Origin of the sequence: Novosphingobium aquimarinum, assembly GCF_009746585.1 — a bacterium.
Classification (GTDB): Bacteria; Pseudomonadota; Alphaproteobacteria; order Sphingomonadales; family Sphingomonadaceae; genus Novosphingobium; species Novosphingobium aquimarinum.
On record NZ_WRPO01000013.1, the window covers coordinates 49834 to 72224 of the forward strand.

Genomic DNA, 22391 nt, shown 5'->3' on the forward strand with positions numbered 1-22391 from the left:
TGCTTCAAAAATCATCCTTCCGGCATCACTCTTCGCATGAATGCATCGAACAGGGGCACGGTGAACGCTGTATCTCCATGCGCGGGACTATAGAGCATTCCTTTCGCGATCAGGCTGTTTCGCGTCGGCGCCACGCTTGAAACCTTCACGTGCAAGGCATCGGCAACATCTCCCGACCTGTGCGGTCCAGTGCCCAAAGTGGCCATGGCGCGCAGATAGCGCTTCTCGGCAGGGGTCAGACGATCGAACCGAACGCGGAAAAAGCTGGCGTCAAGTTCCGCGAGCGCGCTACGCGTTGCCGCCGCAACATCGTCTTGGGTGATCGGCGACGCCTCAGCTGCATCCCAGCTATGCTTTCCCCACTCCTGGAGGAAATAAGGGTAACCTTGGGTCTGCTCGCAGATCGCGTCCAACGCCGCATCATCGACAGCTTCGCCTTCCCGCTCGATTGGAAGCCGAATGGCATCGCGCGCGGCGTGATCATCGAGCGGTCCGACGGAGACGAACTCGAAAAGTCGCTCCGCATAGGACTTGGCCCGGCCCATCTGCCCAACGAGTTGCGGCAAGCCAGCGGCGATCATTGTAATGGGAAGCTGCTTCTGGCTGGCCCGGTGGAGCGCACTGATCAATGCGGCCAATTGCTCTTCAGGCACATATTGGAGCTCGTCGATGACGAGTACCACAGCTGACCCCTTCTCTCGCGCCGCCTCGCCGATTGCAACCAACAGATCGGCGAGATCAGCTTCAAGGTCGCCGCTGTCGGCCAGGCCCGGCTCGACGTCGAAATCGAGTCCCACTTCGAGATCGTCATATTTGACCTTGAGCTTTGCGAACCCGGCCAGCGCGCGAAGCGCGCGCTTAACGCCGTCCGAAGCTTGCTTCATGCGATCGAGCCTCAGCAGCGTCGCCCGAAGGGCAGGCACGAGGATGCCGGGGAGCGAACGGTTCTCGGGAGCCTCGATGGCGACGATAGCCATGCCCTCCCCCTCGGCTGCGTCACGCATCGTCGTGAGCAGAACGGTCTTGCCTACACCGCGCAGTCCATAGAGGACGCTCGGGCGTGCCGCGCGCCCCGCGCGGATTCGGTCGAGCGCGACCGCGTTGCGTTCAAGCAACGCATCTCGCCCCGCCAACTCTGGAGGGCGAGTGCCGGCGCCAGGCGCGAAGGGGTTACGACGAGCATCCATAGCGAGGTTATGGTGGTTTATCGTTTTTTTGTAAACTTGATAATCTCGCTATAAGTCGCGTCTCAAGGGTTGCGGAAAAGCGCCCCAACCGCTATTCTCCGTCACAGGAGAAAGCATGCGCTTCCCAAAATTCGACCTCGACACATATAATCGAACGAAGGATTTGTCCGGCGGTCCCATCTACGCGATTGTCGAGGAAGAGATTCCTGAGATCGAAATGATCACCGACGAAAACGGGAACCCCACTCGTGGCGGTCTAATAGGCTACGCCCTCGCCTACGTTTGCATGGCCGGCCTCGTGGGAGCGATGTTCTACATCCTCTAAGCTCTATTCGCGAAGCTTGGGGTCTTGGAAGAATCCGCGATCGTGGTCGCGGTTCACCTCCTGCTCAAGATCAGCGGCCCCTTGAACCCGCTGCCCTCGCATCGTCTGCGCCGCAGCGCGGTCGCCCCCCAGCTCTGCCTTGCCGGCCTCGATGATCGCAGCGGCGCCGACATCCCCGCCGCCGCCAGGACCGGCGGGCAGCCGCCCAGGACCATGCGGCCGGTAGGAGGCCCTGACATCCGCCTCGTTCCCCACGCTCGGCCGATTGACATCGACCAGGTCCGGATCGTGGAGGCGCCCCGCAATCTCCGCCCGGATGCCATCCTGCTTGTCATGCATCCAGCGCGTGATCATCTCCTGGCGCACAAGCCGCTGCTGGTCTGTGAGATCGGTTGCCCAAAGCTCGGGCGCGTCAAGCCCCGGATTTTCGACCTGTTGGCGGCGATACCATTGCGCAAGATCCTGGCTCAGATTCTCGCTGAGCTGCATGCCATGCGTCTCGGCATAGCTGGCGTCGCGTGACAGCTGCTGGGAAAGCTCCTCAAGGCGCCGGGCCGTCTCAGAGTACGACTTTGCCAGCGCCAGAGAATCCTCCGTACTCGCCGACGCCGATGATGTGGCGGATGCCCGGCTGAAGCTACCGCTGCGCGAATAGGTCCCATCGGACATCGAGGCGCCGCTTCCGCTCGAATGTTCGTCACGCACGCCACTCGAGGATGTGTTGGCGCTGTCGCTGCCGCGGGTTTCGTCAGTCGCATGCCTTAGCGCATCTGTCTGAGACCCTGATTTCGATACGCTGCCGCCAATGCCGGGAAGGCGGCCCAAAATTCCTCCGCGACCGCCCGACCCTCCAGCCGTCTGCCGTCCCGTTCCTGCGGACACCACCCCGGAGATCTGGTCGCTCGTCTGCGCCTGACGATCATGGCCCTGAGATATTCGCTGACCTTGAGAGATCGTATCCCGTTCCTCCAGACCCTGCGTGCTGCTCCCGGTCCGCCGGTCGAATTGATCGACGGACGTGTTCGCCTGCCGGCCGCTGCTCGAATCCCAGCCGGACGACCGCTCGGTCGAGGTGCCGAATGCACTGCGGTTGGCATGCGTAGCGGTCAGGACCTCGGCCGCGGCATTCTCATAAGCCTGCGACTGTCGGTGCGCCTCGCTCGCCATCTCCCGCCATTCCGCGACCGACCCGGTCGTCATGGTAGGGGTGAAGCCGAGGCGCGAAATGGCCCCCGACGTGTCGAAGACGTCCTGACCATTGCCAAAGCCGTTGATCATCGCGCCATTATCCTGGCGCCAGCCCATGCTCGGGGCGCCGCTCATATAGCTCGGCGCCGTGGTCCACTGATCGGCCTGCCGCATATTCGAAGTCGAGTTCGCCCAGCTCACATTGCCATAGGAGTAGTTTCCGGTGGTCTGCTCGAGCGCGGCGGCCTCCGCCGCGTTCTGCGCCGGCGCCAGCATCGACATGGACTGGCCAGCAATCGACATCGCGCCGCGAGCAAGACCGGCCGCGAGGAAAGGCACGCTCATCAGCATGAAGCCGGCGATCGTCGCCGTCTCGCCGTTGACCGCGCCGATGCCGGCATAACTTCCAAGCGTCACGCCTCCCCCGGCCACGCCGTTCGCCGCGGATTCCGCCCTTGTCATGCAGATCATGTGGAGGATGACATAGAGCGGGCCCCAGGCAGCCAGGTAGAAGAAGCCCATGGCATAGCCCTTGAGCGTGCCAACCCCCGTCTGGGGCATGAGGAACAGCGGGAAGATGACTGGGAACATCGCGAAGAAGACGACGGTCAGGACGATGTTGAGGATCGGCACCCAGGCCATCGCCTGCTGGGCAATCGAATTATAGGTGTTGCGCGCCTGGATGTCGGCGCGCGTCTGGGCGAAGGTGTCTATCGCGGCCGCGCCTGCCCCACCAGCCATGCTGTTGCGTGCTTGCATGAAGGCGTTGATCGCTGTGTTCTGCCGCATCGTTTCGGTGAAATTGCTCCCCGATCCGGTGAACGCCGTGTTCGCGATCGGCACGTCATGCTTGAGCTTGTCGGCGGCCAGGGCGTTGCTGAGCCTGGGATAGACCTCCTTACCCCAGATCGGAGCATTGGCCTCGATCATCGGCGCCCATTGCGCGTCGAGCGCCTGGTAGGCCTGGCGGCAGGTGATGATGAAGTTCTGAACGGTGCCGTCGCCCTGGCGCTCCAGCCATTCCTGCGAGCGCGCTTCCGAGCCCGGCCCGATCGCGGCCCACAGGTCGGGCGCCTTGGCGAGGTTCGTGAGCGACTTCTGATAGAGCATCACGTCGCCGAACACGCAGTTCTTGAAATGGTTTTCGAGGTTGGTCGAGAACTCCGCGTCGCGAACAACGAAATTGCGGGTCGCGTCGAACAGGCGCGCGCCATAGACCATGCCATTGCTCGAATAATTGAGCTCGCTGGGCATGACGAACACCGTCTCGGCCGTCCGCGTCAGCCAATCCCCGACCTGCGTCGTAAAGCTCGCCAGCACACCCAGGCCCATCGGCACATTGTCGATAGTCGATGGCGCGAGGCTCGGGTTGATCCGGTCGGTCACCTTGATGCTCACCGTGGGCACCATCAGGCAAAGATAGATCGCCGTCGCCTGGAGGAACCAGTTCATCCACGCCTTGTAGTTAAGCGTGAAGGCGACAACGAGCAGCGAGTAGATGAGGCCCATCACCATCACGACCCGCAGGAGCGAGCGGTAGCCCCCTCCCCCTGACCAGGCAGCGACGGCGTTGAACACGTTTACGAGATACTCGCCGCCCCCGACCGTGAAGACCTCCAGCATCGACGCGCTCCCGCTTCAGTTCAGCCGCACTAATTCAGACCTTGGGCGTTCAGCCCGCGCGAGAAGTTGAGCGCGGACGCCATCCCCGGCGTCATCGAGTTCTGCAGGGTAGACTCCAGCATGATGCTGCGGTTGATGATCTGCATCGTCACCTGCAGTTTGTTGTTGAGACGGACATCCCGCTGGCTGAACTTGGCGCGCGTGGCCGCGATCTGTTGCTTCCACTGCGTCGCGGTCTCCTGGTCGAAGGTCTGGTAGTGAACCTTCGCCTGCTCGACCCGGTCCAGCATATTGTCGAGCATGGCAGAGAGCAGGTCGACGGCCACAATCTCGGACAGCGTCTGGATCTCGCCGTCGGTCAGCGCATAGTGGGCATAGGCCTGCACGGCGAGGATCTTGTAGATCGGCACGGTCGCGAGGTTGAGGAGCTGCTTTTCGGCGGCGTTGAGCGGCGTGTCCGACCGGATCTTGTCGCTCATCGACTTGATCATCGTGGCGATCCGCGGGCGCAGCGCCGACGATGCCGGGACCGACAGGGTCTGTTCGCCGACATCGTAGCAATTCTCGTCGTTGCACTTCAGCATCTTGACCGGCGGCGCGTCCGCCGTGCCGTCGAGCAGCGCAGTGACGACGGCGTCTTCCGCCGGACCGAACATCACCACCTTGCCGCCAACGCTCGGGTCCGTCGACGGCGTCGTCACGACCGTACCAACGAGCGTCATGATATATTCGGAGAAGGACTGGTCGAACGCCCCGAACTTGGCGGACTTCTTCAGCGCCTCCCAGGTATAGTTGTGCGGTTCGCCGACCAGCTGGTCCTTCATCGACGCATCGGTGTTCCCGGCGATTGTCGAATCCCGCCGATTGCCGTTGTTGCAGCCCTGACGCGAGGCGGCCCAGTCGGAAAAGACGCCCTGGCTGTTGCCGACCGCCTCGCAAATGGTCGCCCGGGTCGAATCCATCTGGGGCCAGATTCCGCCGACCAGCGCCTGAGCGGTCTCGCAGCTGGAGATGTTCATCTGGTTGAGGAGCTGCGCCTTCTGGCTGAACTCGTCCATGACCTTACCGATCTCGGGCGAGACGGAATCGATGGCCAGCTTGAAGGCGAACCCAAGCGCGTTGTTGGCCGTCGCCTTCAGCATCGCCACGATCTCGGACGCATTGATGAAGGAGAAGCTTCCAGAAAACAGGTCGATGCCGCCGCAGCCCGCACGGGCGCTCGGAAGCTGAAGATTGAACGGCTGCACGCTCTTCTGCGGGAAACGCGTCCAGACATTGCCGAGAGAGTAATAGCCGGCCGACTGACCCTGATAGGCCGAGGGGCCGGTCACGTTGGCAGCGCCGCCCGCGTCGGAGAAGAAGTTGTTCATCTCGGACGCGACGTCGGCGCGCGCGACCCCGACGATGGAAAAATTGAGCGCGGCCATCATGGCCATCGAGCCGGCGGCCGAGCGGAAGAAGCGGCGGGCGCGCCCTTTGCGATGATCCTGTCCCATCAGTAATCGCTCCCCACTTTCGTGTTCGTGAGCGTGAAGATGCGATCCATGATCTCATCGGCGCTCAGGATGCCGTATCCAACCGGAATGGTCCGTTTGGTCACCGTGTCGAAGAGGACCAGCGCCGGTGTCTCATTGCCCGGCACGCCCATGCGCGCCCGCTGCCCGGAATCGACGACATGTTCCGGAAAATCGCGGCTCGGCCCCCCGTCCATCGATACGGCCATGACCGCCATCCGGTGGCTGTCGGTCACCGAGCGAAGGATCGGGGCGAACAGCTCACAGGCGCCGCAGCTCTGCGCGAAGAAGTAGAACAGCCCGTAGCGCTGCCCCAGGTTGGTCAGGACCGCGTCGCGATCGGCCTTTCGATTGTCGAGCCAGGCACGCTTGCCGACCGTCGAGACGGGCCTTTGCAACGTGTAGTCGATGTCGGGGTTCTGCCAGAGCGCGCGCTGCCACACGTCGGAGAAAGTCGAGGCGCGGTCGAGCTGCTCGCGCTGGAAGCGGACGTAGGCGATGACGTTCTCTTCGGTCGGCTCCAGGATCGCCTTGGCCTTCAATTCGTCGAGCTGCTTCGTGATCGCCGCCATCCGGTCGACCGCGCTCGGCGGCGGCGACGGTTGCGCCTCGCGCGGCAAGGGTCTGGGCTTGTCGCAATAGAACCATTGTCCGAGCTTCCGCTCGCCGCAGTAGAAAGCATCCGGCCGGTTCTGCTCGATCGTGTCGCGTGACGGCGGCGCATCCTGCGCCAACAGGGGAGCAGCAGTCCCAATCGACAGGGCGAGCAGCATCGAGAGTTTAGCGACGGGGGACATCACGCTTCGTCCTTTCATCGGCTGAGGCGGTTTGCGCGGAAGGGAGTGCGAGCGGTGGGTTGGGTGTCAGACTGTCCCAGGCTGCGGGGTGGACGCAGCAATCGGCCACGGTCGCGGGAGAGCCACCGCAACGATGGTGGGGCGTTGGGGCCGACGGTTGCAGCGCCAGGGATGCCAGGACGAGGGGCAGCTCGAGAACAGGGATAGGCATGGTCACTTTCCTTGGGTTTGCGCTGCGGCCCCTGCGGCAAGGAGATCGGATCGGCCCATCTCACTTGCCGTGGAGGTCGTAGTAGTTCTGAATTTTCTGCTGGATTTCGGTCATGGTCTGGACTTCGTCCGGCAGCTTGGCCGCATCCATGAAGTCCGCATAAACCTCGGTGAAATCCATTACCGACAGGTCGAGCCGCGAGAACTCGTCGATCGTGAAGCCAATGCACTGTTCCTTTTTCGGCGCCCCCCACGGCTTGCCGAGCTGCACACGGCCCTGCTCCTGGAGGATGCGGGAGAGCTTGCTCTCGAAGCAGCAATAAGCGGTGCGCCGCGTGCTGCAGATGCCGAGGAAACTCGACGAGCAATAGGTGCCGAGATTATGGCACAGGCCCATCCGGTCCTTGATGTCGAGCCTCATCTCGTCCTGTGAACATGCGAAAAGGACCAGGAAGGGGGTCGCGAGCGCGGCGATCGCCGCGGGACCGCCCGCCAGCGCAGCCGCGCCAGCGCCGACCGTCAACAAACCCGACGTCTTGCCCGCACAGCAGTTGATAAGGCCGAACACCGGCTTGTGGCAGGTCTCGCGCGTGCCGCTGAAGACCCGGAGATCGGCTTCGTTGAACTCCTTGCCCGCCTGGTCGATCGCATGCAGCGCAACGAGCGCGTCCTTGAACTCGGTCGACGCTTCGCGAACGATCGGCTCGCAGTCGCCGTTGATGCAATAGACGTCGTCGCCGCAGATATATTGCGGCGCATCGCTCGTGCCTCCGGAAGGCGTCGGGCACCTGTAGACGCGGTTCTCGACTTTGCAGGGCCCGCCATCAGGCTCCTCGTCAAGGCATTCTGTGCGCAGATAGGTGCAGCTCCCGTTCGCCTCGAGATCACCGCAGTCATTGGCTGTTGAGATCCGGTGGCATTGATAGGTCCGCTGCCAGGCCCAGCAGGGCTGGGTGACAGGAACGCCGTCGACGATCCGGGTGACCGGGTCGCTCGACGTGCACACTTCGGTCTCGAGCGTGCAGTTCGGGTCGCCGGCATTGGCGGCGCATAGCCCCTCGTTGCGCGTGATGACCGGCACGGCCGGTTCTTCCTGCTTCGTGAGCCAGTAATTGCCGGTCGAGAGCACATAGCCCGGATGATACTCGCCCGGCGTGATCCCCTGGGCCTCGGCGGTGCATTTGACCTCGACGGCGGTGTGGCCAAGGCTTTTGCAGGTCGGCGCCGCAGTATATCCATAGGCGCTCATATTGTCGCAATAGTCGATCGGGCGGCTTTCCCAGCAGATGCCGGTGGCGATCTCGTCGTCAAAAGCCGCGCGGGCGGGATAGGGCCCGCCATCTGTCGGCAGGAAGCTCAACCGACCCGTGTAATAGGTGTAGATCGTCCGCTTCTCGGTGTGAACGTCAAGGCTGACGTTGCAGGTCCGGGCTTCCGTGGTGACCTTGCTGCCGGCGTTGCAACTCGCCTCATAATAGCCCGCGCTCCCCGGCGCGGCGGGCAGCGGCACGCATGTGCCCTTGGTGCCGCCCATTTCCTCGCCAGCGAGATAGGTCGAGGGATCGTTTTCGACCGATGTCGCGCGCGCCGTGGTCGCGAGGATCTCGGAATTGCTGAACGTGGCCCGGCTGTGATCGGCATCGGTGGTGATGCGATATTGCTCGTTGGACGACTTGGCCGCCTGGGCGTCGGACTCAAGCTTACCGGGATCGTCGAAATAGGATCCTTCGGGCAAGCTCGTGCCGGAATAGCCGGGGACCGCGGCGGCTTGCGCATCGCTGGACGGCACCAGCGTGGAATCGTTGCGCTTCTCCGTACCCAGCGCCTTCCCCTCCTGGCGCGCCTCGTCGAGCGTCATCTGGGCAAGCGCGGGCGAACTCGCCATAACGACGCCGAAGAGCGCAGCCAGGACGAGATACGCCCTCATGGATGGGCCTTGCGCATGTTGGCGAGGCCAACCGCTGCGACCCGTGCGCCCGGGCCATTACCGTCCGCGAACTGCTCGAGCGCATATTCGACCGAGACGTTGCCGACGAGCCGATCATAGGGCGGCAGCTTGGTCTGGCAGGAGAAGCCGGCGCAAAGATCGAAGTCCGACGAGACACTGACGTATGTCGGCACTGCCTGGACATCGAAAGCGCGGAACAGCCGCGGATCGATGCCGACATTGGCGAAATCGTCCTGCCGGTCGATGATCTTGCCAAGGCTCGTGGCGAACTCCTTCATCGAATTGTTGGGGAAGCCGCGGAACACGACCACCCCGCCGGCCCTGGCCGTGTCGCCGATCAGCTTCTGCAGCGACTGCGGTGGCATCGACAGGCTCGCGAAGACGATGAACTGGGGCGCCTCGCCCTTCCCTGCCGTCGCGTTCGACGCGGCACCGGCCACGATCTCGTCGAAATCGACGGGGCCTGCCGGTCCCTTGGGCAGATCGCTCTTGGCGACCCGCTGCATGTTCTCCATGCCAGCGTCGCGAACGGTCTGCGCGTCCTCGCGGAAGGCGTCGCCCCTATCCTTCACATGGTTGACGAAAGCCTCGGCATCCGCCTGTAGGTCCGCCGAACGCTGCTTGATCGCCTGGACGTCGATCCCGTCGACGGTCTGCGCGAGCAAGGCCGTCACGCTCGCCAAGCCAAGGATCGCTGCGAAGCCCCAGAGGTATTTGCGCATTGGACGGCCCCCTACAGCACGCAGCAATTGCGTTTGCGCCAGACGAGGTAGCCCATGTCCTCGCCGGCGGCGGGATAGGCGCGACCTGCGTCAGGCGGCATGGTGGATGCCCCGATCGTGGAGCAGGCGAAGCGGCCGCTCACGGTGGGGATCGGATTGACCATCTGGAAGCGGTATTGCTGCTTGCGCATGATCGGCATGAGGTACTTCTTGCAGAGCCCGGCCGAGCCCATCGTCCCCCAGGCAAGAGCTTCGCGGTGCATCTTGTAGGCGAAGCGCGACAGTGCGAGCCGCGAGGACTGAACATGGCCGATCGAGGACGGCACGTTGCCGTTGAGCGGATACATGCTGCCCTGGCACCCCGCACACCAGAACAGCGGATCGAGCGGCAGGTGGACGGTCCCGGCGATGCAGTCGCCGGCGCAGGCGACCTGGGCGATCGGGTTAGCGAAGACGACGGCTTCCGGATTGATCAGCGCCGTCAGACTATCGTCCTGCCAGAGCGGATCGACCTCGGTCATATAGGCGATGTCGAAGCTCGCCTGCTCGAAGCAGACGAAGTCGGTCAGGATCTCCATCCAGTAGAGCAGCGGATAGACGTACCAGTGCACGTGCCATTTGGCCGTGCTCTGCGAGCGGCCGCCCACCATCGAGGGGCCGGCCAGATAGCCCTGGCCGATGTCGAACCCCGGCGCGATGCGCACACCCCCGAGATTAGGAAAGCACCAGGGCTTCATTGTGACGTCCGCGAGCCGCACCGGCTCCCAGAAGCCGACCGAGATGCCGATCCTGGGAAGCGGGCTGCCACAAAAGCAGATCGGGGAAGCGGGATTGCTCGTATCCGGCCGGCCGCTCGGCCAGATCTTGAGGCCGCCGACCGAGAGTGGGAACAGGCAAGACCAACACACGTCGGTGATCGGATTGACGAACTTCCCGTGACAGGTCGGCCCTGCCGCCTGTGCGCTCGGCGCCAGAAAGAAGGCTGCCAGCGCCATGACGAGAAGCCGCAGAGCTGATCGAAAGCCGCGCATCACTGATCCTCCCCGGCAGGTTCGAGAAAGGCGGTGTCCGCGCGATGCTTGCGCGCGAGGTAAAGCGCCGTGGTCAACAGCGTGGCCGCCAGCAGCGACGCGATCGCACAGGGCGCCGCCTGACCGCTGATCCGCATCAACGGCTGCAAGCCCGCGACACTGGCGGCCAGTAGCAGGCAAAGAACCTGCCAGATCCGGCGCAGCCGCCGAAGATCGCGAGTCTCGGGTGCCGCCATCGGCGTTCGGAGCATGTCGAGCCACAGCGGCATCAGCCCGGGCTCCCGGACTTCAACACCACCTCGGAGACGCGCATCACCTTGCCAGCCTGGGTGACCACGGCTGGCGTATGCTCGATGCCGAAGCGGGAAGTGAGCTTGCCTTGCTGATCGAAGTAGAAACGCCGCTTCTTCGCGGTCATCTGCTCGACCGGCGATCCACGCACGAAGATTATCTTCGCCTTGAGGTCCGTGTAGCGCGTCGTGGCCCAAGCGAGCTGCTCGCTATCGTCACCGTCGATGAAGACAAGGTCCTGACGGATCGAGACGAAGTCGAGCGGGTTGATCCGCTGTCCCGCTGGGGCGATCAGGTTGCCCTTCTGGTCGCGGATGTCGCGTTCCATCGTGACCGACGGATCGAAGTCCCAGCTCCGGGCGGTCCGGGCCGGGGTGACCCCCGTGACGGGATCGGGTCGACGAACTTTCGCCTCGACGCGCTTGGCGAACATCTCGTTGGTCCGGGCGAGCTCGCCGCTTGCCTCTGCGCGGCGCAGGCGGTTTTCAATGGTGGAGAGCAGATCGGGCTCGATGACCGGGAACGCCTGCGCGGCCTGGCCATAGTCCTTGGCCTCCGACCGCATCGGCCCAACGACGATCAACCCGCCGACCGTTGCGGCGATGGCCAGCCCGCCTGAGATGAGCACCCTCATAGGATCGGCTCCCCGGTTCCTATGACCTGGCGCGCGCATACGAAGCCGATTTCGGCATAGCGGCTGTCGAAGCCATCCTTGTGCGGCGTAGCCGCGAAATAGCATCCCTGCGGCACCGGGCCGGTTGCGCCCGGCGTCAGGCGTTCACCAAAGCGTGTGAGCGGTTTCATCTGCGCGACGAGGTGGCCGTTCACCGCAACCTGGCGGCCAACGTGGCTGATCGTGTCGCCCGGCATGCCGTAGACGATCTTGCCGAACATCCGCGGCTTCGCGCCGAAGTGGCGACGCAGGAGCGTGCTTGGCGGCGGGTCGAAGAAAACATAGTCTCCGCGCGCCGGCAGCTTGTGGCGCTGGATGAGGAAGGCCCAGTTCGGAAGCGAACCCGTCGTGTTGATCAGCAGCAGATGATCGTCGCGCCATGCGCTGATCGCGCTGAGCAGAACGCTGCCCGCGATGAACAGGCCGAACAACAGCCATAGCCGCGTGCGTGGCCGCCAGCTTGGGCGCGCCTCACTGGCCGCCGATGCCATCGGAGCCTCCGAAGGTCGAAACTTGCGCAGCTGGCGGAGCATATTGCGGAACCGGCTGCTGCTGCCCTGAAGACACCATTCCTGGCGCCGCCATGCCCTGTGCGGCCATCATGGGATCGATCGGAGGAGCAGCCCCGGGCATCTGGCCCGGCATCTGAGCCGGGGCTGCAAGTTGGGGTCTCGCGGCCGCCATCGCCTGGGCATTCATCTGCTGCAGCTCCTCGGCCGAAGCTTGGCGCGGCCGCGGGACGCCCGAGGCGTAGACCGATTGTCTGAGGCTGTCGGTTATATCGGGCACGTTCTTCGTGAGCACGGCTTCGCCGACGAGCACGATCTGGCCGCCAGCACTGCGCCGCTGCAGTTCCTTGTCGAGCGACGCCATGAAGCCCCGCATCTCGGCCTCGACCTGCGCCGGAGGCGATGTCGAGCGCGCCTGCGCCTGCACATATTCCCCGACGATCGAGGAGAGCCGCGCCGAGACGATATGATCCTGCTTGGGCGTCACCAGTGTCTTGGTGACCCACATGCCCCAGACCACAGTGGCCAGAAGGATCAGCCCGGCGAGGATCTGCATACGGCTGAAGCCAGCGAAGAATGTTCGTCTGGGCTTCGCTGGCGCTGCTGGCGATACCGGTGGCGCGGGAAGGTCGAGTTCGGGTTGCTCAGCCATGGCGGGGGTCTCCCTGCGATCGGGCCGAAGGCAGGATCCTGCCTCTCCGCAGGACCATGAGCCCCACGGAAAGGATGAGATGTGCGACGGCGAAGATGGTCTTGAACGATGCGACCCGATCCGGGGTCGCGATGACGTAGCGGGTGCTGAGGTTGTTGAGCTGGTTCATCAGGCCATCGAGCGAGAAGCCGCCAAGGGCGAGAAAAAACAGCGCGAACAGGCCCCAGGTCATGAGCAGCGTTGATGCGAGGAAGCCGCCGAAATACAGGGTGAAATGAAGCATCGCGCGCGCGTCGATCGACGGCGGCGCCGATGGCTGTACCCTCGGCTCTGTGCTGCTGGCCATGGCTCACTCCGCCGCTTGCGCGAGCTCGGGATCCTCGTGAGAGGCCCATTTTTCCGGGTTGTCCGGGAAGGCGATCCGCTCGATCGCCTCATCCATGGTGAGGCCCTGCGTGACGAGATCCTCAATGGCGGCGTAGACGGCCGGACTGGAGGAATAGACCGTGGACGAGAAGGGATCGAGCACCAGGCGGCCGACCGCCAACGTCTCTGGCCCCTTGATCAGAATGTCGGAATATTCGCGGCCGTTGATCTTCAGCGAGCGCAGCAGCGCGTCGGTATAGTCGTCCATCTCGAAACGATCATGCTTCTTGAAGTCGGCGATGGTCTCCGGCTTCTGCTGGAGAATGACGAACCAGTCGCTGTTCTCAAGGGCGGCGATCGAACCCGCAGACTTGTAATAGTCGTTGAGCGACTGGGTCGCGGTGATGAGCGACGCATAATATTTACGGCAGGTACGCGCAAAGGCCTCGATGAACTCGGCCATCGCCCCGCCGCGCATCATCTGCCACGCTTCATCCAGGAATAGCGCCTTGGGGATCGAACGGTCGACCTTACGCATCATTTGCTGTGACATGAACATGATCGCGGCCAGCACTACGCTGCGCAGTTCCTCACGTGACGAAAGATCGGAGAGTTCGAAAACGGTGAGCTGGGCCGACAACTCGAAGGACACTTCGCCCTGGAAGAAGCGGCCATAAGTGCCGGCGGAGGAGAATGGCCGCATAGCTATGCCAAGATCGGTGGCCTGCTGGTTGCCGGTCGCATCCAGGGCGGTGATGATATCATCGATCGAACCAGCCCGCCCCTTCTCCGCCCAGACCGTGTTGACTGCGCCGTCGATCAGGCCGCGCTCGGTATCGTTGAGCCGATCCATGTGGCGCGACATCTGGTTCACGATGGCCTTGAGCATTGCCATGCAGTCGAGGAGATAGTCCTCATCGGTCGCCGCGAGTTCCTCGTCGATCATGCTGAACGGGTTGAGACAAAAGCCCGAAGCCATCGTGAACTCGACGAAAGCGCCGCCCTGGAGCTTGGCGGAATGCTCGAACGAGCGTCCGTCGTCGATGACGACAACGCGGGCGCCGGCGCCACAGAATGACGCGCACAGCTCCTGCAGCGTCACCGATTTGCCGGAGCCCGACTTGCCGAAGACAGCGACATTGTGGTTGCCGGCCGCATTCTCGAACGGGCTCCAGAAGAAGGGCTGACCACGTCTGCCGATCAGCATCAGATGGGGCACCTGGCTCCCGAGGAACTCGCCCTGAATGGGGGCGAGATTAGCGGCGGTCGTGGTCAGCAATGTGCGCATCCGCTTCATGCGCTCGAGATCGCGCGCGAGACCGTTGGCCATCGTCATCGGCATCGCGCAGAGCAGACCCATGATCTGCAGGTAGCGATCGTCGAGAAGATCCCAGCCCGCTGCCCGGTACACGGATTTGAGTACCCGTTCGTTCGCGTCCCCCCGGCCCTTCGGGGAGAAGGCGGTGACACTGAAGAAGACGCGCACGAGCTTGCGGCCCTGGCGCAGCTCGTCGTTCACATAGCGCCATTCCTGGCTCTGATCGCGCAGCTGCGGCAGGAAGCGCGACGATTTTGAATCGGCCAGGCTCGTTGTGCGCATGAACTTGAAGCTGGCCTTGTTGCTCGCGGCCATCGGATCGGGGAATTCGACACAGAGATTGGTCGCGACCGGGCACGGCATGCGCAGCTTGTCGGTAAACATGTCGCCGATCAGCCGGGCGACGTCCCATGGCGCCCAGCGTGCCGGCAGGTTGCGCACCGAGAACGAGCGGACGTCGAAGACGTCCGGCAGAATTTCACCGATCTCCGGCGCTTCGTCGATGGTCTTGCCGGTGGGCCGGAATCGCTCGGTGCGAAGCAGCATCCGGTCAGACTCGATATGCAATTCGACGTCCCGGCGGATTGCCTGGTCCGCGATCGGATCGAGCGGATTATAGCTGACCACGTCCTCGCCGGCAGCAGTAGTCGGCGAGGTAATGTCGTCGATCCAGGCAATGAGTGCCTGCGGATCCATCGTCCTGGCCGACACATTGATCGAGGCAAGCGCCGAGATGATGCCGTCCATGACGGCGACGATCTCCTCTGCCGTCACGCTCGAGCTCTCGGGCGTCGAATAGGAGATCGCCACGCGGTGATTGCGAAGCGAAAAGGGCGCGTCGGCCGAAAGCGACTTCCAGACCCCGTCGGTCAGGAAGTCGACCCGGTGCTTGGCCATGCGCTCATAGACGCCGCGCGCGGAATAGCGCGGGAGATACCATTTGGAGAGGCGCTCGCCGATCCGCGGACTCATCCATTGGTGGAACTGCAGACAGCCGGGGGCAGGAATCGCCTCCGAGAGAAACTGGGTCAGGATCTCGCCCGTGCGTTCGTCCGCGCCGACGAGCGGCGCTGCTTCGATCACGAAGCCGCGCGATGCGCTGTTGTAGAATATCCCGGTCTTGGGATCATAGCTGCGATAGGGCAGCCAATGCGCCAGCATCGGCACGCCAAACTCCGGCCGCTCGGCGTCGGGCCGCTTGGCGTCGCCCAGGATCCCGGACAGCAGGCTCTCGAAGAAGCTCCCCGCCATCTCACTTGTCCTCCGGCACGGCAGCAGGGAAGTTCGCGGCCTTCACCGTCGCGCCGATCGCCGCCGGCGCGGCTGCCGCTCCGGTCTGCGCAACGCCGGCATCCCGGGCATCCTTAGCCGCGCCATTGGCGACCTCCTGATAGTGGGGATCGGCCTTCACGCGCGCGACCGCCGCCGCGCCGGTCGCGCTCATAGGCTGCGGAGCGGGTGCCGAGGCCGCCTTGGCTTCGGGACTGCCGCTCGCCGGTGCATCAGAGGGGGGATGAGGCACCGTCGAAGCGGCAGCCGGCGGAGTATGGCTCAAAGCCGCCGCCGTTCCCGAACCGGATGTCGCTGGCGCCCTGGGAGCGAGACGCGCCCTGACATCCGCTTTGATCGCACTGACCGGATCGGGGGCCGGATCAGGCTTGCGCGCCCGGGCAGCCGCAACGGCCGCCGGGTCCGGTCCGTTCGGATCGCTGTCGGCGAAGCCTGTCAGCGGCGGATCGATGCGGTCGACCGCATCACCAAGCGATTCCTGGATGTCTGGTGCCACCGCCGACGCCCGCGCCGGCATGGACGCCTGCATCAGAGCCTGCTGCCGCCATTCCCCGCTCGCGACGACCGCATGGACCGCACTGGCCTCGTGGAGCCGGCCACGCTCGTCGATATAGGGCTGAAAGACGATCCGCAGCACCTTCTCTTGGCTGCGTCCGGCATCGGTCGAGGCAAGGCGCGCGGATTGGCCCATCGCCACGCGATTGGTTTTCCCGCGCATCGGCTGCCGCATATTGCCGGTGGGCAGAGCATCGCCGTCCGAAGGGTCCGCCGAGATGAGCGCAAGCGCCCTGTCGTCGATCGTCGAACTCGGCGCGCAGATGCCGTCGGGCGCCGCGCAGGAAAAGCTGCCGCGCACATTGCCGCCGAAACTGGCGCAGCCATTGAGCGCCAGGAGACTGGTCAACCCGAGCACACCCGGCAGCCACAGACGACGGCGGCCGCCGCCATGCCCAACCAAGGACCGCCGGATCACGACTGGCCTCCCTTGAGCCAATTCTCGAGGAAGGCGCGCGGCCGGTAGCCCTCGATCACCGCACCGTCGCCGCGCACGATGACCGGCGTGCCGCTGAGACCATGGCGGTGGGCGAAGGCCTCGTTCGCATCGAGCCCCGAGGTGTTGCAGGAAGGTCCTGCCTTGATTTCCTCTCCGGCATAGGCTGCATGCAGCGCGGCCTCCCGGTTCCTGGCGCAGTAGACGCGGTCGGCGACATCGCGGCTTCCGAGCACCGAGATCGGCCGTTCGACGACCCGCACGTTCATGTCCTTCAGGACACTGGTGAGCGCCCGGCAATAGCCACAGCGGAAATCGGTGAAGACCGTGATCGTCTGGCCCGAAGGATTGCCCCAGACGATCGCACCGTCTCGGGGCAGCTCGGCGAGCGAGAGCTTCTGCGGCGTCGCAGGGCGGACTGGCTTCTCCACCCGGCCCGGCGTTGCCGCAGCGAGCTGTGAAGTATCGTCTTCGCCGCCCGCATTTGCCGCCGCATTGGCCTTCGCGGCTGCGCCGACGAGCATGTCGGGGTTCATCTCGAGCAGACGGGCGGCCGTGATGTCCTGCCGGGTCTGCATGTCATAGACGCGGCCGATGACGAGGAAACGCGCGCCCGTATCGACGTAGAACAGGTTGGCGCCCGCGGTAATCTCGCAAAGGCCGCTGATCTTGCCGCAATCGATAGCGGTGACCGGTGTCTTGGGCAGCCGCGTCTTTAGGAGCAACCGGACCCGGTCTTCCGGGCTGTTCGTGTCGGCCGCGAGCGCGATGCCGGCGACGCTCAGCCCGAGGAGCGTGGTGAGGACGAGGCGCGACGGGCGGCCCAGCGCGCGCAGACGATCAATTGCGAACATAGACACCCTCCAGGAAGACAATCTCAACATCGATGCCGGTCGGCATCTCAATCACGGGCTGGTATTGCTCGGCGCGTTCGATCAGATATTTGGAGACCATGTCGCCAGTCTGGGCGACGCCCTCGCCGAAACCGCCCTCGAGGATGTCGCCCGTCGAGAGCTTCTGGCGCTGGCCGTTGGTCGTGATGTTGGTGCCCTGGAAGACCGAGTTGGCATTCGCCGAGAAGCCACGGCCGAAGCCGCCAGCAAGGCCCGCCAGGAAGGCCTGGGTCACGAGCGAGCCTTCGCGGGACACCACCCGGCCACGCACGCCCGTCTTACCCCCGAAGGCGATGAAGCCCTTGACCTCGGAGACCGCGTAGCGGCCGCCGGGCTGCGGGCAGGTCATCTTCTGAAGCTTGACGTAGACCTTCTCGCTCGAGAGGTCGCCGCGCGCCGCGCCGTTGATGAGGCAGCCCTCTATCTTGGTCGTGAGCAGGCGGCCGTTCTGGTAGACCGAGCGCGCCGGACCCGTCACACGCAGCACGACGGGCAAGGGATCGCTCTGGCTGTTGACCCCCGCGCTCGCATCCACGCCCACGATCACCTTCGCACGCGCGAAGCTGTTGGGCGGCAGATAGTTGACGCTGTCGGTATAGACCGTGTTGCCCTTGGCAATGCGGGAGGCGTTGCCGCTATCCGTCGTCGTGAAGTTGACGAGCTTCACTTCCGCGGCCGAAGCGATCGGAGCCGCCGCTTGCGTTCCGCCCTGCGCGCCCGGTCGCTGATAGGCCTGCGGACCATAGGGCCCGTACATTGCGGCCGGGCCGGGCGCCGGTGCTGCGGCAGTCCGGCGATCAGCGACCTGCCGGCGAAGTTGCTCGTTTTCGGCCTGGTAGGCGGACAGGACCCGCTGGCCATCGGCCTGCATCGCCTGATTCTGGCCCTTCAGCGCCTCGACCTGCGCGGTCAGCGCCTCGAGCCGGCTATTCTGCCCGTCGATCGACTTGAGTTGGTTTTCTGTCGACTGAAAGCGGTTCTCCGAAAGCGCCATCCATTCCTGCTGGGAGAGGTTGCGGTTGACGAGATCCTTGGTGGAGACGTCGACCTCGCTGACGCCGTCGTCGGTCTCCTTCGATTTGTCGCCGTCGCCGCCGAAGATCCAGAAGGACGAAAGGACCAGGCCCACGCCCGCGACGCCGGCGAGGAGCAGACGCTGGCGGCGGCGGACTGCGTCATTGGCACCGAGATCGCCCGACAGCGGGGAAACTCCCTCTTCGGTGCCGCCCTCGCTGCCGCCGTCGAGAGGACGGCGACTGCGCTTCAGGAAATCGGAAAGAGCCATATCCTCACCTTCCCGTAGGAGTATTTTGGCCAGCCAAGGGGCTCGGACCATTTTGCGAGACGAGGTAGGCCGTGGTGACCTTGCCCGGTGCGAGCTTGGTGTCGGCGATCGAGACGGCGAGCGCGCTCGAAGGAGCGACCATGCTTGTGGTAAGCTCGACGCTCTGGTCACCCTTGTTCTCGATCCGAAGCACCCGGCCGGTCAGCTCGGAACCCCGATATTCGGCGATCATCTGGACCTTGAGAGTGCCAACATAGACGGGGCGCAGGGTGCGCTGGCGCATCTCGTAGCCATCGGCGACGGCATTCGAATACATGGCCTGGACAAGCTCGACGGCGGCATCCTGGGGTCCCAGCTGATTGGCGGGACCATTCTCGGCCGCCTTTTCGTTGGCGATCGCAGGGTTCGAAACAAAGACCTGGGCGGCCTGGTCCCCGCTGATCCGGCACACGAACTTGTAGACGTAGCCGCGCTTGCTGGTCGCGAAGAAGGAAAGCGCGGGTCGGCCAAACCCGTCTGGCACAGACAGGTAGATGTCACCGCGGACCGGCTCGTTGACGACCGAGAAGTCGTCCTGCGGATTGCCGGTCGAGATCTTCGACACGCTCGCGAACTCGTCCTCGACGAGGCTGATGCGGGTCAGATCCTTGGCCGACGCGGTGCAATCAACCTGCGCGCTGTCGCTCGCCATGATCGTCTGATCGGCGAAGGCCGGCTCGGCGATGAGGAAGACCGCCAGGGCGACGAGGCTTGCGCCGATGAAGCGGCTCGCGTGGCAAGTCACGCGCGAGAGGAAGGCAGTGCCGAGCGCGGCACTCCCGATAGCATAGACCGGCATCATGATGAGCTCCCCTGTTGGTCTTTCGCGGAGCCGGTCTTCACCATCCCGAAGCCCACCAGCTTCAGCGACAGGCCGGAATATTCCCAGTCGTAGCGGAAGGTGCGGTTCTCGCTGGAGATGACCTTGTTGCCGACGATCGTGTGCAGTTCGCCGGTCACCTCCGAGCGGAGGTTCCTGGTGTCGATCTCCATCTTCTGGATGGTGAAGAACTGCGAGATCGAGGAGCCGCGCTGCTCGCTGACGATCTTGAGCAGGTCGGCCTTGATCTTGCCCTGCGTGCGCGGGCTCGCAATGTCGAGCACCGCATTCATCCAGTATTCGAGGTTCTGCGGGCTGCGATCGAGCGTCAGCACGACCGTGTCGCGCGTGATCATCTCCAGATATTCGCGGCTGACGCCGGCAGAGCTGACCGTCAGCGGAGAACGCAGCACTGGTTGCAGCACCACCTCGCGGTCGCGCGACAGGCTGACCGTGCAGAGCAGCAGGGTGATCACGGCGAGCGCCACCGCGGCGACGGCCAGAATGTTGCGCTGGCGCAGGATCCGCTGGCTGTTCGTATGGCTGTAGGAAAGTTCCATATCACCCCGCCATCAGTCGAAGATATGAGGGTGGCGTGGCTCTCAGGCCGGTGAAGCCGGCCGGAAGATGCCAATAGGCCAGGTGAAGCAGCCAGGACGTCGCCCGGCCTGCCTTAGCTTTTCTGAGACCCCACCAGCCCGCCCCCGAAAGAAGCATGCCGATAAGGATGTGCTGAGACAGGATCCCCCAGACGAATGGGATAACCATCGCCAGGAACTCATCCAGCGTCCACAGCCCGATCAGCTCGGGATCGTCGAGATGAGTTGGAATGACGTACTTGTCTGCGGCCATTGCACCACCCCCTCCTGGACCTGGGCGGAGCTGCTACTCCGCACAGGCCTGGGATCGGTTCAGATCGTCGCGGTCACGGTGGACGTGACGATCGGCACGCCGGTTCCGGCACCGACGCCGACGCCGACCGGGATCGCGATCTGCCCCATCGAGAAGCGACCCGAAGCGAGGGCGACCACGCCGCCGGCGAGGCTGAGCACCGTGATGATCTTGCCGCCGGATCCCTCGAGGAAGTCGGTGAACTTAGTGAGCGCGGTGTTGAACGTCGTGTCGGCGCCGGCGAAGGCGGGACCGGCGAAGAAGAGAAAAGCGAACAGGAGTACGGCGAGGGCGAGGATCGCCAGCTCCGCGTGTCCGCTCTTTTGGAGGACAGACTGCATGTGGATTTCCTTCGATTGGAGACGCGACGGAACCGCGCCCAAACAAAGCTGGCCAATCACATCGCCGCACCGCAACGACGTATGGGATCAGCCCCCTCCCGAATCGGGAAAATTTTCGATCATGTTCGATGTCGGTGATGAAAATGGGGCACCGTGTCCCGGTGATCAGGGCATCCTGCCCCGTCATATGGGGCAAATTGGCCGGGTTGACGGGGCGTTATGCCCTGCAATTGCGGACAGGCTTCATTCGCGGTAGATTCGCGGCGCAAGACTCGTCAGATATTAACCATTGCCTGTTCATAATCCCGGCAAGGCAACCGACCATCGATCGGGCTCTAATGGATGAGGGCAGTTCAGGACGTGGGCACTATGGGCGCTGACTCACGAGACTTTACACTGGATATCTCCGAACGCTTCTTTCATCTCACGACTGAGAGCCTTCGCCTTCATTCTAATAGTACTAAGTGCTATCAGACGCTCGAAAATCTCGTGAACAGCCGCGTTCCAGGAATAGAAAAGATAGATGATGAGGATGCGGAGAACCTAAAGCGCCATCTGGTGGCTGTCCCTACAGGCGGAAGCATTCAGATCCATTTAGAGATTACGGAGACGAGTGCCAAAAATCTTGAGAGAATAAAAGAATTGCTCGAAACAAGACTCGAAACCAACATTTCTGTTGGGGACGCTCTTTCTGCCCTTTTATTCAACTATATAGTCGAGCAGCGGGCAGCTCGCGTGATTTCCAAGCTCCAGTTGGACGAGTTCGATCAACCTCGCGAGACCGGCCCATTCAAGGGGTCCCGGCACTAACAAGCGCGGTCACCAATGCGTTAGCCTTTCGGTTCGGACAAATCTGGTCGAAACCACGCTTGCATTGGCTTTTCTGCTATGATTGTCTTCCCCATCCGAACGGCATTGGGGGATCGATATGACATCTCTTGCCAAGTTAGGGGCGTAAGTTGTGGAGCTCGCCCAAGGCGACGAGCTGCAGAGGGACTATGTGCCTCTGATCCTGCGGGCGATGGCTTGCAAGAAAGCAACTCAACGCAAACTCGCCCACCTGACCGGTATCAGCAAATCGAGGCTGGGCGTTTTGCTGCACAGCAAGCCCGAAAAACGCGTCACCATGACGCTTCCTGAATTTGAAACAATATTGCACGCGCTCGGCATGAATCTAGTGCACGCATATGTGTGCCTGAAAACCTTCAAAGGTCTCGATGAATATTATCAGAAATGTTATTCGACGGCTGTCTTCATGCTCTGCGACATATGCGTGCGCGCGCCTGAGCGAATGATTGATGTGCTCGAGGAATTGGGTGGCTTCGATGGAACCGAGATCAGGCTGGCCTGGAGCCCGTCGCTCCAAAACGCATTGATCAAGAAGGTGACCGAGGAGGTCCAAGCTATTCATGAGCGCAGAAATCGCCTCACCCATGGCGACGATTTCGACCTCTAGCCGAACTGTTCGTGGACATGGATCAGCAAAC

23 protein-coding genes are annotated in these 22391 nt (G+C 63.4%); 3 read left to right on the forward strand and 20 right to left on the reverse strand.

What is annotated here, in order from left to right; genetic code table 11:
• Positions 1–11: 11 nt before the first annotated feature.
• Complete coding sequence (locus GQO94_RS13490) at positions 12–1187, reverse strand: AAA family ATPase (protein WP_026002697.1); 1176 nt, start codon at positions 1185–1187, stop codon at positions 12–14.
• A gap of 115 nt (positions 1188–1302) precedes the next feature.
• Here GQO94_RS13490 and GQO94_RS13495 point away from each other — a divergent pair, with 115 nt between their 5' ends.
• The gene (locus tag GQO94_RS13495) at positions 1303–1512 is read left to right on the forward strand and encodes a hypothetical protein (protein WP_017184762.1); all 210 of its coding nucleotides are present in this window, start codon (positions 1303–1305) and stop codon (positions 1510–1512) included.
• Positions 1513–1515: 3 nt separating this feature from the next.
• Here the strand turns inward: GQO94_RS13495 and GQO94_RS13500 are convergent, their stop codons facing one another.
• The 19 genes from GQO94_RS13500 to GQO94_RS13590 all read right to left on the reverse strand — a co-directional run bounded on the left by GQO94_RS13500 (position 1516) and on the right by GQO94_RS13590 (position 20904).
• Positions 1516–4323 (reverse strand): conjugal transfer protein TraG N-terminal domain-containing protein, encoded by a 2808-nt coding sequence (locus GQO94_RS13500; protein WP_017184763.1) that lies wholly within the window; start codon positions 4321–4323, stop codon positions 1516–1518.
• 29 nt (positions 4324–4352) lie between these two features.
• Positions 4353–5753, reverse strand: a complete 1401-nt coding sequence (locus tag GQO94_RS13505; protein WP_037515325.1) for a conjugal transfer protein TraH — start codon at positions 5751–5753, stop codon at positions 4353–4355.
• Positions 5754–5818: 65 nt separating this feature from the next.
• Entirely contained in the window at positions 5819–6634 is an 816-nt protein-coding gene (locus GQO94_RS13510) for a conjugal transfer protein TraF (protein WP_026002698.1), read from the reverse strand.
• 271 nt (positions 6635–6905) lie between these two features.
• Positions 6906–8771, reverse strand: a complete 1866-nt coding sequence (locus GQO94_RS13515; protein WP_017184766.1) for a conjugal transfer protein TraN — start codon at positions 8769–8771, stop codon at positions 6906–6908.
• The gene (gene trbC, locus GQO94_RS13520; RefSeq protein WP_017184767.1) at positions 8768–9514 is read right to left on the reverse strand and encodes a type-F conjugative transfer system pilin assembly protein TrbC; all 747 of its coding nucleotides are present in this window, start codon (positions 9512–9514) and stop codon (positions 8768–8770) included. The genes GQO94_RS13515 and trbC overlap by 4 nt, the downstream gene beginning before the upstream one ends.
• A gap of 11 nt (positions 9515–9525) precedes the next feature.
• Positions 9526–10545: a conjugal transfer pilus assembly protein TraU gene (gene traU / locus GQO94_RS13525; protein ID WP_026002699.1), complete on the reverse strand. Its 1020-nt coding sequence runs from the start codon at positions 10543–10545 to the stop codon at positions 9526–9528.
• Positions 10545–10814: a hypothetical protein gene (locus GQO94_RS13530; RefSeq protein ID WP_017184770.1), complete on the reverse strand. Its 270-nt coding sequence runs from the start codon at positions 10812–10814 to the stop codon at positions 10545–10547. The genes traU and GQO94_RS13530 overlap by 1 nt, the downstream gene beginning before the upstream one ends.
• A complete protein-coding gene (traW, locus tag GQO94_RS13535; protein WP_017184771.1) occupies positions 10814–11470 on the reverse strand; it encodes a type-F conjugative transfer system protein TraW in 657 nt (218 codons plus the stop codon). The genes GQO94_RS13530 and traW overlap by 1 nt, the downstream gene beginning before the upstream one ends.
• Positions 11467–12000 carry a S26 family signal peptidase gene (locus GQO94_RS13540; protein ID WP_017184772.1) on the reverse strand — a complete coding sequence of 178 codons (534 nt, stop codon included), beginning with the start codon at positions 11998–12000 and terminating at the stop codon, positions 11467–11469. Before GQO94_RS13540 ends, traW begins: the two co-directional genes overlap by 4 nt.
• A complete protein-coding gene (locus GQO94_RS13545; RefSeq protein WP_026002700.1) occupies positions 11981–12670 on the reverse strand; it encodes a type-F conjugative transfer system protein TrbI in 690 nt (229 codons plus the stop codon). The genes GQO94_RS13540 and GQO94_RS13545 overlap by 20 nt, the downstream gene beginning before the upstream one ends.
• Positions 12663–13016 carry a hypothetical protein gene (locus GQO94_RS13550; protein WP_017184774.1) on the reverse strand — a complete coding sequence of 118 codons (354 nt, stop codon included), beginning with the start codon at positions 13014–13016 and terminating at the stop codon, positions 12663–12665. The genes GQO94_RS13545 and GQO94_RS13550 overlap by 8 nt, the downstream gene beginning before the upstream one ends.
• 3 nt (positions 13017–13019) lie before the next feature.
• Positions 13020–15605, reverse strand: a complete 2586-nt coding sequence (gene traC, locus GQO94_RS13555) for a type IV secretion system protein TraC (protein WP_017184775.1) — start codon at positions 15603–15605, stop codon at positions 13020–13022.
• 1 nt (position 15606) lies between these two features.
• Positions 15607–16617 (reverse strand): TraV family lipoprotein, encoded by a 1011-nt coding sequence (locus GQO94_RS13560; RefSeq protein ID WP_017184776.1) that lies wholly within the window; start codon positions 16615–16617, stop codon positions 15607–15609.
• Positions 16614–17489 carry a DsbC family protein gene (locus GQO94_RS13565; RefSeq protein WP_017184777.1) on the reverse strand — a complete coding sequence of 292 codons (876 nt, stop codon included), beginning with the start codon at positions 17487–17489 and terminating at the stop codon, positions 16614–16616. Before GQO94_RS13565 ends, GQO94_RS13560 begins: the two co-directional genes overlap by 4 nt.
• Positions 17476–18813: a TraB/VirB10 family protein gene (locus tag GQO94_RS13570; RefSeq protein WP_017184778.1), complete on the reverse strand. Its 1338-nt coding sequence runs from the start codon at positions 18811–18813 to the stop codon at positions 17476–17478. Before GQO94_RS13570 ends, GQO94_RS13565 begins: the two co-directional genes overlap by 14 nt.
• A 4-nt stretch (positions 18814–18817) precedes the next feature.
• A complete protein-coding gene (locus tag GQO94_RS13575; protein WP_017184779.1) occupies positions 18818–19654 on the reverse strand; it encodes a type-F conjugative transfer system secretin TraK in 837 nt (278 codons plus the stop codon).
• The gene (locus GQO94_RS13580) at positions 19651–20232 is read right to left on the reverse strand and encodes a type IV conjugative transfer system protein TraE (protein ID WP_017184780.1); all 582 of its coding nucleotides are present in this window, start codon (positions 20230–20232) and stop codon (positions 19651–19653) included. Before GQO94_RS13580 ends, GQO94_RS13575 begins: the two co-directional genes overlap by 4 nt.
• A 1-nt stretch (position 20233) precedes the next feature.
• A complete protein-coding gene (traL, locus tag GQO94_RS13585; RefSeq protein WP_017184781.1) occupies positions 20234–20524 on the reverse strand; it encodes a type IV conjugative transfer system protein TraL in 291 nt (96 codons plus the stop codon).
• A gap of 59 nt (positions 20525–20583) precedes the next feature.
• A complete protein-coding gene (locus tag GQO94_RS13590; protein WP_017184782.1) occupies positions 20584–20904 on the reverse strand; it encodes a TrbC/VirB2 family protein in 321 nt (106 codons plus the stop codon).
• 489 nt (positions 20905–21393) lie between these two features.
• Between GQO94_RS13590 and GQO94_RS13595 the strand changes: the two genes are divergently transcribed.
• Positions 21394–21714, forward strand: a complete 321-nt coding sequence (locus GQO94_RS13595) for a hypothetical protein (RefSeq protein WP_230461512.1) — start codon at positions 21394–21396, stop codon at positions 21712–21714.
• Between the two features lie 151 nt (positions 21715–21865).
• Positions 21866–22360 carry a hypothetical protein gene (locus GQO94_RS13600; RefSeq protein ID WP_017184784.1) on the forward strand — a complete coding sequence of 165 codons (495 nt, stop codon included), beginning with the start codon at positions 21866–21868 and terminating at the stop codon, positions 22358–22360.
• Positions 22361–22391: the final 31 nt, after the last annotated feature.